Here is a 14,027-nt window from a genome sequence, read left to right as displayed (position 1 = left end):
CAATGAATATTGAAATAAAAAACACTTTAATTTCTGAAGAACAATTACAAGAAAAAGTAAAAGAACTAGCACTTCAAATCGAACGTGATTTTGAAGGAGAAGAAATTGTAGTAATCGCTGTATTAAAAGGATCTTTCGTATTTGCTGCTGATTTAATTCGTCACATTAAAAACGATGTAACAATCGACTTTATTTCTGCATCTAGCTACGGAAATCAAACAGAAACAACTGGCAAAGTAAAACTATTAAAAGATATCGATGTAAACATTACTGGCAAAAACGTAATTGTCGTAGAAGACATTATCGATTCTGGCTTAACACTTCACTTCTTAAAAGACCACTTCTTTATGCATAAACCAAAAGCGTTAAAATTCTGTACGCTACTTGATAAACCTGAGCGTCGTAAAGTGGACTTAAAAGCTGAATATGTTGGCTTCCAAATTCCAGACGAATTTATCGTTGGCTACGGCATCGACTGCGCAGAAAAATATCGTAACTTACCATTTATTGCTTCGGTTGTAACGGAATAATCGTATAACTTAAAAAATCGATAGTACATGAAATTTATATCGGCGATTTTCAAAATATATCGACCGTATCTTAAATTATATCGGCGATTTTTCAAATATATCGACTGCAACTCAAATTATATCGGCGATTTTTTCAATATATCGACTTACCGACAATAACCGACAATCTTAGCACCCTATTAATAGGAAGAAGCTGTTCTGAAATACATCGGAACAGCTCCTTCTTTCCATTACAAAAAAACAGGGAGAGATGAAAAATGACAAAGACAAAATTTGAAAAAGTACTCCTCATCGTAAATCCAAAAGCTGGACAAGGCGACTTACATACAAATTTAACGAAAATCGTACCACCTCTTGCCGCAGCTTTTCCTGACTTACATATCCTTCACACGAAAAAACAAGGTGATGCAACAAAATATTGCCAAGAGTTTGCTAGTAAAGTAGATTTAATTATCGTCTTTGGTGGTGACGGAACAGTATTTGAATGCACAAACGGCTTAGCACCTCTTGAAACTAGACCTACACTTGCAATCATTCCAGGTGGAACTTGCAATGACTTCTCTCGCACACTCGGCGTTCCGCAAAACATTGCAGAAGCAGCAAAACTTATCACTAAGGAACACGTAAAACCAGTTGACGTTGCAAAAGCAAACGGACAACATTTCTTAAACTTCTGGGGCATTGGACTCGTATCTGAAGTATCAAACAATATTGATGCAGAGGAGAAAGCAAAGCTTGGTAAAATTGGTTACTACTTAAGCACAATTCGAACTGTCAAAAATGCTGAAACATTCCCAGTTAAAATCACTTATGACGGACAAGTATATGAAGATGAAGCTGTTCTTGTTATGGTTGGCAACGGTGAATATCTTGGCGGCATCCCGTCCTTTATTCCGAACGTAAAATGCGACGACGGAACACTTGATATTTTCGCAGTCAAATCAACAGGTATTCAAGCATTTAAAGATTATATCGGAAAGAAACTATTTGAAGACTCAAATGCAAATGACATCTTCCACGTAAAAGCGAAATCCATTCATATTGAAACAGAAGAAGAAAAAGAAGTAGATACAGATGGAGAAAGTTCGCTTCATACACCTTGTCATATTGAATTGTTACAAGGGCACTTTACGATGATTTATAATCCTGCGGTTGTGTAATACAAAAAGACGAGCTAAAGTTTTAACATTTTAGCGCGTCTTTTTTATTACAAAGATATTTCAATATGAATTTTCGTAATCAAACTCCACCCAATTTTTCCAGTGCGTATTAGCATCCTTCTTCACAATAATACTTGGATCTTTCTTCTCTATTGCAGCGGCTACTGATTGGAAGAATTCATTTTCACTTACTTTTTCATCTTCAACATGTTTCCATTCTTCCGTTTCATACGCTACTTCCCAGTCGCCTTCTAAATCAAACTCTTCTAAAATCTCTTCTTTACTCCACCACAATAAATTTCGTGCTTCATTATTAGTAGCAAGCATACGCATGAAGTATGTTGGATAAGAATCTGTCGTTTTTACTTCTATTCCATTATTCACATAGTCCTCTTCTGTAAATTCATACTCAAAATGATGATCACGAATTTTCACACTGTCATTATAAATATTTGGCATAAATTCACCTTCATCATCAAACAACTCATACTCTCCATCATTTAATTGTAAAATACCATCATCACCAATTGAATGATTTATTCTATCACCGTATACTTGAATATCATTACATACACCTAATGATCCTACACCGACAACCTGAAATACCATTAACCAATCTTTATTATCTTTAAAGAAAAGAGAGAATTTCACTTGTGAAATATCCATATATTCATTATCAAAGGCAGGAAATTCATAGTTACTTTGCTTTTTATCTAATAGTTTCAAAATATCTTTTTGCATCTGTAGCATCTTCACCTCTATATAAACTTTTCAAATTTACTAGAGTATAACATAGCTATACTTACCTCTGACATTATAATAATCCTACTTAAAAATAGCAGAATGGTCTATTTGCATCCTCTAGTTATTTTTAGATACAATTAAGAAAAGAAGCACCTTCATATAAGGGAGAGGACAACCTTTGTTCAACCAACAATTAGTGAATTTACGCATTGATTTTGCATTTAAACAATTGTTTGGTACGAATGGTAGTGAAGATATTCTCATTGCCTTTTTAAACGCGATGTTACAAGAGTCTTTAGAGTCACCTATTGCTTCTCTACAATTAGAAGATCCACATTTACACCGAGAACACGCAAATGATAAATTATCAATTCTAGATATTTCAGTAACATTAGACACAGGGACAAAAGTAAATGTAGAAATACAGCTTAATAATAATCACGATATGATGAAACGCAGTTTATATTATTGGGGAAAATTATACACATCCCAGTTACAAAAAGGTATGCCCTACAGTGCACTTCGTAAAACCATCACCATTAATTTATTGAACTTCATAATGTTTTTAGATCACAAAGAATTTCATACAAAGGGCACATTGTGGAATACACAACAACAGAAACTCTTGAGTGATGACATAGAAATTCACATTGTAGAAATTCCAAAGTTAACAGAACAGTGGCATGAAGAAAAAGTAAATCCGTGGAAAGACCCATTTGCTCGTTGGCTTTTATTGCTTTCAGCAAATGAGGATGAGCACTTAACTAAACTATTGGAGGATATTGCTATGAACCAAGACCCTATTTTACAAAAAGCAATAAACAAGTGGGAACGTATGAGTCAAGATTCCTCTTTCCGACAAGCCTATGACGCAAGGGAGAAAGTTTTAATGGATGAAGCAGCAAAATTCGCCCACGCAGAGACAGAAGGTATGAAAAGAGGCATGGAAAAGGGTATGGAAAAAGGCTTAGAACAAGGTATAGAAAAAGGTCGAAAAGAAGGAGTTCAACAGGGAAAAATCCAAATGATTAAAAGTATGTATGATCTTGGTATACCACTTGAGACGATTGCTAAGGCAAGTAAATTAAGTGTACATGATGTTGAACGAATTTTAGAAAATAAATAATGATAAAAAGCGAAAGAGAACATAATTTTCACTATGCTCTCTTTCTCTCTTTTCTATTTACTAACGATCCCAAAATAAGCACGAACCGTCAACAAATAATAACCAATATAAATAACACTATACACGCCGATGCTAATTAACAACGGAACTGCAATTTCATACGGAAGTACTGTCGCTAATCCTGTTAATGCAAATAAAGTGTGTAATATGCCAACTACTAAAGGAATGAAGAAAATAAATCTCATTTGTTTTGCGATTGCCCTTTTCATTTCTTTTTTCGTGACACCTAGTTTTCGAAGAACGATGTAACGCTCACGATCTGCATGTGCTTCTGTTAATTGCTTGAAGTAAATGATAGACCCTGTTGCGAGTAAAAATACAAGTCCTAAGAACATACCACTAAACATCATTAAACCTGATACCTCAATACCATCACGGAAAATAGTATAGAAATCACTGAATTGTTCTTTACCTTCTGCATCTTCTTCCGGTATTACTTTCTTTAAATTCTCCGTTAATACTTTACTATTTCTTTCATCTTTCACATCAATATTTTTTACAGTATGAGAGCCAATTGTCTTCTTTGCTTGCTCATATACTTCGTCTGGAACAACAACTAGAAGTTCATATAAGTTTGTAATGTTTTTTGCTTGTACATCTTTCACTTGTACTGGTGCTACTTCTTCAATTTGGAATGTAGCTTTTCGATTTTTATATACCCCACTATCTCTCTTACCTTCACTGTACATACCATCAAATGCATACAATTCGTTCTTCTTTAAATCTAAAGTTTCTTCATTTAAATATTTTGCAATTTTATTAAATGATGATTGTGCGATAAGTTCTGTTGTTCTTGATTGTAATGAAGTTCCATCATCGTATTCTCCTACTACTTTTACTGTCTCTAATTCATATTGATGAATGACTTCATTCTTTCCTTCTTTTAAAATCCCACTCACTTTACGATCCAATTCTATATCTTTCTTTTCATATGAATAACTAACTGGGTGATATTTCTTCGCCTGCATATATGTGTTGTAATACATCGTAACAGACATTCCAACCGCTGTTAACGTTACTGCGCTTAATACAGCAATTGTCGCTAACGATTTTGCATTTCCTTTAATGCGGTATAGTAATTGAGATGTCGTCACCATTTTCATTCCATTATAAAATGAAGATTTTATATCTCGCGCTCTTTTTAATGCAAAAACAGTAAAGAACCTAAATAATAAATACGTTCCAAGTACTGTTGCTAATACAATATAAAGCGCAAGTGGCATAAAGTTATCGCTGCTTGCATTTTTAATAGCCGTTACTGAAAAGAAATAACCTGATCCAATTAATAATAAAGAAATGATAGCCATTATTTTAGAATCTTTTGGCATAACTTCGCCTTCGTTATCTGCACGAAATAGCTCGATTAACTTAAATTGATAAATAACGCGGTATCCTTTAAATGACGTATATAAAATAATGAAACAAAAAATAACTGCTGTATCTATAATAGCTCCAATTGGTACTTCAAAATGAACATTTACATGTAGCTCTAACATATTTACAAGTAGCTTTAGGAATCCTTTTGAAAGTAAGCTACCAATTACAATTCCGATTACTAACGATAATAAACCCATTAACATATTTTCATAAAAAAGCATTTTACCTATTTCTTTCTTTCGAATACCGAGTAAAGAATAAAGACCTATTTCCTTCTTACGCTTTCGTGTAAAGAAACCATTCGAATATATAATAAATACCGCAACGAAAATAATGAGCATAACACTCGCGAGCTGGAATCCTCGTCCGATGTTATCTCCAGCTTCACTTATTTGTGAATTGTATTGCAACGCCTTAAACGTAAAATAAATGACGATGCTAAAAATCATAGAGGCAAAGTATATAAAATAATCTTTAAAATTTCGTTTTATATTACGAAGTGCAATGCTAGATAAGCTCATTTGTCGCACCTCCAGATATGGAAGACATCATATCAATAATTTGCTGGAAGAACTGTTTTCGTGTCATCCCTTTACGATGTAATTCTTTATATAACTTTCCATCTTTAATAAATACAACACGTTTACAATAACTTGCCGCAAACGCATCATGCGTTACCATTAAAATCGTTACAAGATCTTTTTCATTTAATGTCTTCATACTTTCTAATAAATCCGTCGCTGACTTTGAATCAAGCGCACCAGTTGGCTCATCTCCAAAAATCATACTTGGACTTGTTACAATTGCCCTTGATGCTGCGCAGCGTTGTTTTTGTCCACCGGATACTTCATACGGATACTGATTTAAAATATGATCTATTCCAAACTTCTTCGCAATCTTCTCAACGCGAGATTCTACTTCTTTCGCCTTCACTTTTGACAAAGCAAGTGGCAATGCAATATTTTCTCGTACCGTTAACGTATCTAATAAGTTATAGTCTTGAAAAATGAACCCTAAATGATTACGGCGAAAGAGTGCCAATTCATCATCATTCATCTTCACAATATCTTTTCCATCAATTAAAATCTCACCCTTTGAAGCCGTATCAATAGTAGAAAGAACATTCAAAAGTGTCGTCTTACCAGAACCAGATGGTCCCATAATACCGACAAACTCTCCTTCTTTCACCTGCAGATGAATATCTTTCAACGCTTCAAACGTATTCCCGCCTGTATTATATATTTTCGAAATCCCTTTCGCTTCTAACATCGTTTTCATCTATTTGTACCTCCTGTTATAATTCGTGATGTTCTCTTTAAGCAACAGAATTCAGTATAGATACATTTTCTTAACAAATAGTGCTAGGGTTTCTTAATATTTTCTTAAAAAGAAATTCCATAATCAAAAAAGTCTGCAGTTGTTACACTGCAGACTTTCAAATGTTTAATAAATTGATTAAGCTAAATATGTTTGTTGTAACGCCTCTAAACCATCTTTATAAATGCCATGGAATAGATTAATTGCCTCTTCATCAGTAACCGCTACAGGAGTGAAGCTACCAGACCATTCAACTAATGATGTGTTAGCATCTTTACCTTCTTTAACACGGATTGTAGATAAATAATTCGTCACAGGGAATGGTGCTTGCATAATTGAATATGTGTAGTAACGTTCTTTCTCATTAAATGCTTCTAAGCGCTCTACGATTGCATCGCCATCAGGATTAGCTAAATGACGTACACGTCCACCTTCCGTTACTTTACTGCTAGGGATATATGGTAACCAATCTGGAAGTGCATCAAAACCTCCGATTAATTGCCATACTTGGGCAGGTGAAGCTGGAATTTCAATAGATGTAATAGTATTTGCCATTTTCATTACTCTCCTTTTTATTTAACGTTAATTGGTAGTGGTGCATTAACTGCAACTAATTTTTGTTCACGCATTTCTTCCCAGAACGCTGCTGGAATCACTGTTTTCAATGCAGCTTGGTCTTCTGCAATTCGTTCCGGTTTACTTGCACCTGGAATAACAGCAGCAACCGCTGGGTTAGCCAGTGAAAACTGTAAAGCAGCAGCTTTAATACTGATTCCATGACGATCGGCAAGGTTTTTCATTTTATTAACTTTTTCAATGATTTCTGGTGACGCTTTTTGGTATTCAAAGTGAGTACCTCCAGCAAGAACACCTGAGCTATATGGTCCACCAACAACAATGTCCATATTGTTTTTTACAGCCGCAGGCATTACGCGTTCTAACGCACGCTCGTGGTCTAATAATGAATAGCGACTAGCTAATAAAGATACATTTGGTTTTGCTTCTTCTAAGTCCAGCATAAGTTCAATAGCTTCTACTTTATTTACTCCAAGGCCCCAGCCTTTAATTACACCTTCATCACGCAATTGAGTAAGTGCACGGAATGCTCCTGTTCGAGCAATCTCAAATTGTGAAATCCACTCATCTCCATAAAAATCTTGTGCTACGTCATGAATATAAACAAAATCTAGACGATCTGTTTTTAAACGTTTTAAACTATCTTCAATAGAACGAAGAGTTGCATCCGCACTGTAGTCGTTGATGATTTTATTTTTACGACCAAATTCGAAAAGTCCGCCTTTTTCACCTAAATCACGTGTAGATGGATCTTCCAATTCATCTGAAATAATTCGACCTACTTTTGTACTTAAGAAGTACTCATCACGATTTCTTTTCGATAGTGCTTCACCAAGACGAATCTCTGCTAAACCAGATCCATACAGTGGAGCTGTATCAAAGTAACGAACACCATTATCCCAAGCAGCATCCACTGTTGCGATTGCTTCTTCCTCTGGAATATTACGGTACATATTACCTAGTGGTGCCGTACCAAAACCAAGTGTACCTTTTAATAAATCTTTCATTTAAAATCTCCTCCTAAAATCTATTTAAAAATGATGAATGAATATCAATTAATGTGACAAGGGCTGACCGATTAAAGCACGATAGTTATGAAAAATAACGTATATGCTTTTTAGTTCTACACTACTCATTTCCCTCTCACGTATGTAATTATGTCTTATCTACAACACAATAAAAAGTACGCACTTTAAAGTGTTATAGATACTAATAAGTAACAATTTTATGTTTCAACGTCTGTAGCTCCAAAATAAAATGATTTTATAAAAAAAACCTATTTTTGCGGAGATAACCGTAGAAATTATGAGTGGAACATAGAAAGTTGTTATTACTCTTCATTCAAAAAAGGCCAAAACGAACTGAAATATGTTCGTTTTGGCCTTTTTATCTTCTTTAAAAGATTACATTACATTTTGAACAAAAAGGAGCAGAATTCCCTTTTCTAATTTTCGCATCACATTTTGGACAATATACGTATCGTTCTTCTATCTTTTCTCGTTCTATCATATGTAATGATACTATTCTCATACTACACATGATTCCAATTAAAATAAGGCTAACAATGAGTAGCATTCCTCTCACTCCTCTCCTTTAAATTTTACCATAAAATAACAAACCCGATTCTCTCATCGAGAATCGGGTTTATATTTACAATCCTAACTTTGCCTTTGCACCGTCAGGAATTATTTCTTCTTCTATTTGTACCTTATCGTGCACAGACTTTCCTCTCGTAATTACATGCCAGTATGAACCTTTTTGCAATGTATCCACTCCATCAATTGTTATCTCTTTTTCGTTTCCATCCTTATCATATGTGTTCACTGTGTATGCACGGCCTTTATTTCCACCTAAATCTTTTCCATCGTTATCAATTACGGCATAACGATATTCTAATTTAAGAAACGGGTTCATGGAATCTACTGTAGCACTTCCACTTAATAAATATGTCGCTCCTGCGACGATAACAAGTAATGATCCAAAAATAAATCTTTTCATTTATATTCCGCCTTTTATTAAGTTTTCTTGAGAACATTTCTAAGTATAGTGCGCATTTCTTAATAAAAACTCGTACTGTTTCTTAACTTTTTCTTAATGTAGAAGAAATGTGGCGTTACATCTAGGTACATGAAATTATATCGGCGATTTTTCAAATATATCGAACACAACTCAAAATATATCAACGATTTTTCGAATATATCGACGTTTCGACAAGGAATATCGACTTACCGACAAAAACTGATAGTAGAAACAACAAAAAAGGCTGTCCAAAATGTATTTTGGAACAGCCTCCGCTACTTACTCACTACTGCACTTCTTTTTACATAAAACAAACTACCAATTAAAACGACAATTACGCCAAAATACACACCATACTCTATCGCAACTGCTACAATTCTTTCAATATGTTGTCCGAATAAAGAACCGAGCACAAAATAAATGAGCGTCCAAACAAATCCTGTCGTATAGGAATACAAAGCATATACCCGAAATGACATGTTATTCATTCCAACTACATACGGTACAATATGTCTTACAACTGGTATGAAGTAACTTGTAACTAACGCATAATGACCATATTTCTCTACCATTTGTTGAGATTTCAAAAGATATTTTGCCTTTTTCTTTTTCATTAGTTTATGAAGTACTTTTGTACCAAATATTTTCCCTAGTATATAACCTAAAGAAAGTCCGGATACAACTCCTAAATACGTTAATAAAAATGCAGGAATGATACTTAATATCCCTAGTGAAGAGACAAATCCGCCACTCATTACAATCATTTCGTCTGGAATTGGCATACCGATAATACCCAACCATAAACAGAAAAATAACGCCCAATAACCATACTGCTCAATATAGGATAATAATTCATGCAATTCCATTATGCATATACTCTCCTTAGCTCTTTTTTACAGCTAAAGACGTACGCTGGCGGGAAATTGAGCCACACTTTTTCTAATGTAATTTGAGGAAAGAAATGCTGTATAAATCCTTTTTTCACAAGTGAATATTGAAATGTTATGAATTCCCCATTCTCATGTATTGCTTCCATTGCATTATTTAAAATGCGTTTTGAAACTTCTTCTGGTAAAGAGGTAAAAGGTAATCCCGATAAGACATAATCCACGCATTCTATATGGAACTCTTCCATATACTTCTTTATATTTTCAGCTGAACCGTGTACAACAATAACGTTCTGCTCATCTTTATATTTTCTCTTTAACTCATTGCAGAACACTTCATTAATTTCAATAAGAAGAAATATTGTTCCCTTCTTTTTTCTCTTCATAATCTCCTTCGTAAAAACCCCTGTACCAGGCCCTAACTCTACGATGCATTTTGCTTTATTAAAATCAATTACATCTACCATTTTCTTTGCTAATATTTTTGAACTTGGCGCAACTGCACCAGTATGTTTCGGATGTTTAATAAATTCATGTAAGAATGTTATGAGCTGCATGTAAACCTCTCCTCATTCGTTCAATAGTTTTTAACTTGTTTTTAAGTATAACTATCGTTTCTTAACAAAAATTGAGGAGATTTCTTAAGATTTTATGAAGAATATATCATTTGTTCTTATATATAAACATCTCTCTTATATTCATTTATTCGGTATAATGGATATAAAAAATGAACTTTATGGAAGGTACCATCACTACGTCTATTTTCATACAACATCTGTAGAAATAAATCTGTCAATTACCTTTCATTATTATCCAACATATGTAATTATTTTGTATGAGCAAAGAAATTTAAATAATAAGAAATTTATATTTTGTAGAAACGAATATAGGTTCAAATATATTTCAAAACGATTTAAAAGGAGAAGATTATGAATAATTATATCGACATACAGCACTTATGCGACCTTGTACATAGCACTTTTCATGTACCTGTTCAATTTTTAGCTATTAATAAAAAAATTGTATATGAATCTACTTCTCATACGATTGGTAGTCCTTTTTATACTTCTAAAGAAGAACATCTGAATGAACTTTATCAAGAAAATGCTCCTTGTAATTTTCCAATTTTCAAAGGGAATAAGTACCTTGAGAATTTCATTAGCCTTCATAGATCATGAACATATAAAAGGAACAATTATACTCGGCCCTACTACTTATCCAAAAGTATCAGATGAAATGGCGATTAAACTTATGAAGTATTTCAACTGTAATGATAAAACGCAGCAAGGAATAGACTACTATCAATTTCTACCCGAGATGAAAAAAAGCACACTAATTGATATAAGTATTTGGTTACATTACGTCATTTTTAATGAAAAATTAGATCGCGATATTGTTTGGAAAAAAAATAAATTGCTCGAAGACGTTTCTTATAAAATCGTAAATCCTGATCTATACATTTCAAAACGTCTTCGGCATGATCCGCAACATTATGACATATCATTGGAACGTAAATTTTTTTCTGCAATTAAAGAAGGCAATAAAGAAAAAGTCATACAATATGCATATTCCTTCCCGCAAGAAGATTCAGCAATTTCATCTAAAGGAGATCAACTGAGAAACCAAAAAAATAATGGCATTATCGCCATTACGCTAGCTATTCGATATGCGATAGATGGTAATCTTCCATCACATGTTGCTTTTTCACTCGGTACTTTATATATCCAAACCATCGAAAAACTAGATAACATGTATTCCGTAAATAGATTAATTGAAGATGCATTATGTACTTTTGCAGAACGTGTAAAAGAATATAATAATCAAGCATATTCTAATGCCATTACTACATGCCTAAATCATATTCACAAACATATTTACGATGAAATAACTCTTAATGACCTTGCTAACCTTTTACATATTTCCCCTACTTATTTATCAAAGCTATTTAAAAAAGAAGTGGGAATTCCTTTAAGTGAATACATCCAGAGGGAACGAGTAGAAGAAGCCAAAAAGTTATTAACATTAACGACCTACCCATTATCAGATATTTGTGCCTGGCTTAACTTTAATGACCAAAGTTATTTCACAAGGGTTTTCAAAAAAATTACTAACATGACTCCTAGACAATATCGTGAAAATCATACCGTTATATAAAAACGCTTTCTTAATAGAGGGTGAGATAGTTGTCATACTTGCTCACCTTCCTCCATTTGATTTCCTCTCCTTCATCCAAAATAAAGTTTTAATCCTCTTCAAAAAAGTACAAAAATGACAAATAAATTACTATAAATAAGTGAATGAATTTGATAATTTTTTAGTACTAAGCAAATTCGGTTCCCAATCAGACATAATAAAACTAACACCAGGTACTTCGGAATGATCAGCAGTAGTTACTTCCATAGTGATTAACCTTCCTATATAGAAAATATATTGTTAGGAGAATAGAAAGCATGAGTAGTACAAATATATCAAAATCGGTTCAATTGACTAGTATGTCTAAACAATCTGCTCACATGAAAGAATCGGGAAAAGTATCACCATACGATGATAGAGAAAGAATTGAAGACACTTTATTACGCTCATTCATTTCAGAAAAACAAATATTGGTCACTTATTATAAAGATAATTATTTCCCTACAATGTATATGACTGTAATTGAATTAAACCCTTTGAAACGTTCTTTAATATGTATAGATACCTTTGGCCGTAAACATACCTTTAGTTTCATCGACATAATTGATGCACGTTAATTATTTCTATACAAAAAAGCCACTCACCTTGAAGTGCACCCCAATTGTTAGACACAGTCTAACAATTGGAGGTGCATTTTTTATGGCTAAATTTTCTTCAAAAGAAAAAATCCAAGCGGTGAAACGATATTTAGATGGTACAGAAAGTGGAAAAATAATTGCTAAATCTGTAGGAGTTAACCCTAGCGTACTTCGTGAGTGGATTAGACGATATGAGTCTTCAGGTGAAAAGGCCTTTGAAAAGTGCTATACATTCTACCCAGCGCAGTATAAACTAGATGTACTTTATTATATGAATGAACACGGGACATCTATCAGAGAAACAGCGGCACTTTTCAATATACCGTCTTATGAAACACTTCGGAAATGGAAAATAGCTTATGAAACAGGAGGATTGGATGCCCTACAATTAAAGAAAAAGGGGCGTCCAACCATGAAAGATAAAAAAATAAAACCAGTAGATGAAGGATCAATCAAAGCCTTACAAGCGGAAAATGAGCGTTTACGTATGGAAAATGCATATTTAAAAAAGTTGAATGCCTTAGTTCAAAACAAAGAAAAATCACCAAACAAGACAAAGCGCAAGTAATCTACGAGTTAAGGCATGAATTTCCTATCAAGGAGTTACTTCAACTCGCAAACATTCCACGTAGTACGTACTATTACTGGATGAAACGTTTTAATCGTCCTGATCCAAATGCGGAGGTAAAAGAACTGATTCAAGCTATTTATAATGAACACGATGGGTGTTATGGCTATCGTCGTATTCGTGATGAACTTATGAATCGTGGACACAAAGTAAATCATAAAAAAGTGTATCGCCTTATGAAAGAATTAGGATTAAAATGTCTGGTTCGTATGAAAAAATATCGCTCTTACAAAGGGACAGTTGGGAAAATTGCGCCAAATATTTTAAATCGCAACTTCCAAGCTGAAAAACCAAATGAAAAGTGGGTTACAGATATTACGGAGTTTAAATTATTTGGGGAGAAGTTATACCTATCACCAATGTTGGATTTATTTAATGGTGAAATTATCACGTATACAATTGGTCCCAGACCGACCTATTCCCTTGTTTCAACGATGTTGGACCAAGCACTTTATTGTGTAACCGATCCGGATAAACTCCTCATTCACTCTGATCAAGGTTGGCACTATCAAATGAAACAATACCGTCATTCTCTTAAGAATTGTGGCATAACTCAAAGTATGTCTCGCAAAGGAAACTGTTATGACAATGCCGTTATTGAAAATTTCTTCGGTATCATGAAATCGGAATTTCTGTATCGAAAAGAATTTGAAAATATAACACATTTCAAACAAGAATTAGCAAAGTATATAGAATACTATAACCATAAAAGAATTAAGGCAAAATTAAAGGGTATGAGCCCAGTACAATACCGGGCTCATACCCTAGAGGCTGCCTAATGAAACGACCTGTCTAACTTTCGGGGGTCACTTCACCTATAAAAATTAGGTAA

At 33.8% G+C, this 14,027-nt stretch carries 14 protein-coding genes and 1 pseudogene; 6 read left to right on the top strand and 9 right to left on the bottom strand.

The annotated features are described in order from the left end of the window. Positions 1-2 precede the first annotated feature (2 nt). Both hpt and QCI47_RS03280 read left to right on the top strand, forming a co-directional pair. Positions 3-530 (top strand): hypoxanthine phosphoribosyltransferase, encoded by a 528-nt coding sequence (hpt, locus tag QCI47_RS03285; protein ID WP_001019312.1) that lies wholly within the window; start codon positions 3-5, stop codon positions 528-530. 257 nt (positions 531-787) lie between these two features. Beyond that, positions 788-1,690 (top strand): diacylglycerol/lipid kinase family protein, encoded by a 903-nt coding sequence (locus tag QCI47_RS03280; RefSeq protein WP_353811695.1) that lies wholly within the window; start codon positions 788-790, stop codon positions 1,688-1,690. Positions 1,691-1,750: 60 nt separating this feature from the next. Here QCI47_RS03280 and QCI47_RS03275 read toward each other — a convergent pair whose 3' ends face one another. Next, a complete protein-coding gene (locus QCI47_RS03275) occupies positions 1,751-2,431 on the bottom strand; it encodes a DUF7003 family protein (RefSeq protein WP_033688618.1) in 681 nt (226 codons plus the stop codon). Between the two features lie 181 nt (positions 2,432-2,612). On the opposite strand from QCI47_RS03275, the gene QCI47_RS03270 reads away from it, so the two are divergent. Beyond that, a complete protein-coding gene (locus tag QCI47_RS03270) occupies positions 2,613-3,560 on the top strand; it encodes an Rpn family recombination-promoting nuclease/putative transposase (protein ID WP_074542765.1) in 948 nt (315 codons plus the stop codon). 53 nt (positions 3,561-3,613) lie between these two features. Here QCI47_RS03270 and QCI47_RS03265 read toward each other — a convergent pair whose 3' ends face one another. The 8 genes from QCI47_RS03265 to QCI47_RS03230 form a co-directional block, all read right to left on the bottom strand. After that, positions 3,614-5,518, bottom strand: a complete 1,905-nt coding sequence (locus tag QCI47_RS03265) for an ABC transporter permease (protein ID WP_048557017.1) — start codon at positions 5,516-5,518, stop codon at positions 3,614-3,616. Continuing rightward, on the bottom strand, positions 5,505-6,275 hold the full coding sequence (locus QCI47_RS03260) for an ABC transporter ATP-binding protein (RefSeq protein ID WP_000855640.1): 771 nt from the start codon (positions 6,273-6,275) through the stop codon (positions 5,505-5,507). Before QCI47_RS03260 ends, QCI47_RS03265 begins: the two co-directional genes overlap by 14 nt. Positions 6,276-6,452: 177 nt before the next feature. After that, a complete protein-coding gene (locus tag QCI47_RS03255) occupies positions 6,453-6,869 on the bottom strand; it encodes an SRPBCC family protein (RefSeq protein WP_000024113.1) in 417 nt (138 codons plus the stop codon). 17 nt (positions 6,870-6,886) lie between these two features. Then, entirely contained in the window at positions 6,887-7,897 is a 1,011-nt protein-coding gene (locus QCI47_RS03250; protein WP_353811694.1) for an aldo/keto reductase, read from the bottom strand. A gap of 388 nt (positions 7,898-8,285) precedes the next feature. Further along, positions 8,286-8,465: a hypothetical protein gene (locus QCI47_RS03245; RefSeq protein WP_000924671.1), complete on the bottom strand. Its 180-nt coding sequence runs from the start codon at positions 8,463-8,465 to the stop codon at positions 8,286-8,288. Positions 8,466-8,540: 75 nt separating this feature from the next. After that, positions 8,541-8,888, bottom strand: coding sequence for a YxeA family protein (locus tag QCI47_RS03240; protein ID WP_046199465.1), 348 nt, complete (start codon positions 8,886-8,888; stop codon positions 8,541-8,543). A gap of 296 nt (positions 8,889-9,184) precedes the next feature. Further along, entirely contained in the window at positions 9,185-9,775 is a 591-nt protein-coding gene (locus QCI47_RS03235) for a DedA family protein (protein ID WP_061131988.1), read from the bottom strand. Beyond that, positions 9,775-10,353 carry a class I SAM-dependent methyltransferase gene (locus tag QCI47_RS03230; protein ID WP_071743380.1) on the bottom strand — a complete coding sequence of 193 codons (579 nt, stop codon included), beginning with the start codon at positions 10,351-10,353 and terminating at the stop codon, positions 9,775-9,777. The genes QCI47_RS03235 and QCI47_RS03230 overlap by 1 nt, the downstream gene beginning before the upstream one ends. 372 nt (positions 10,354-10,725) lie before the next feature. Between QCI47_RS03230 and QCI47_RS03225 the strand changes: the two are divergent. From QCI47_RS03225 to QCI47_RS03215, 3 genes and pseudogenes are all read left to right on the top strand, one after another. Further along, positions 10,726-11,950, top strand: a pseudogene (locus QCI47_RS03225) (helix-turn-helix domain-containing protein). A 296-nt stretch (positions 11,951-12,246) separates the two neighbouring features. Next, positions 12,247-12,546 carry a YolD-like family protein gene (locus tag QCI47_RS03220; RefSeq protein ID WP_061184986.1) on the top strand — a complete coding sequence of 100 codons (300 nt, stop codon included), beginning with the start codon at positions 12,247-12,249 and terminating at the stop codon, positions 12,544-12,546. Positions 12,547-12,628: 82 nt separating this feature from the next. Then, a protein-coding gene (locus QCI47_RS03215; protein WP_152692390.1) for an IS3-like element ISBth10 family transposase occupies positions 12,629-13,974 on the top strand; the annotation gives its coding sequence in 2 pieces (ribosomal slippage) (positions 12,629-13,070 and positions 13,070-13,974; 1,347 coding nt in all). Positions 13,975-14,027: the final 53 nt, after the last annotated feature.

Origin of the sequence: Bacillus cereus group sp. RP29 (assembly GCF_040459765.1) — a bacterium.
GTDB lineage: Bacteria > Bacillota > Bacilli > Bacillales > Bacillaceae_G > Bacillus_A > Bacillus_A paranthracis.
This window is presented reverse-complemented; position numbering and strand designations above follow the sequence as displayed.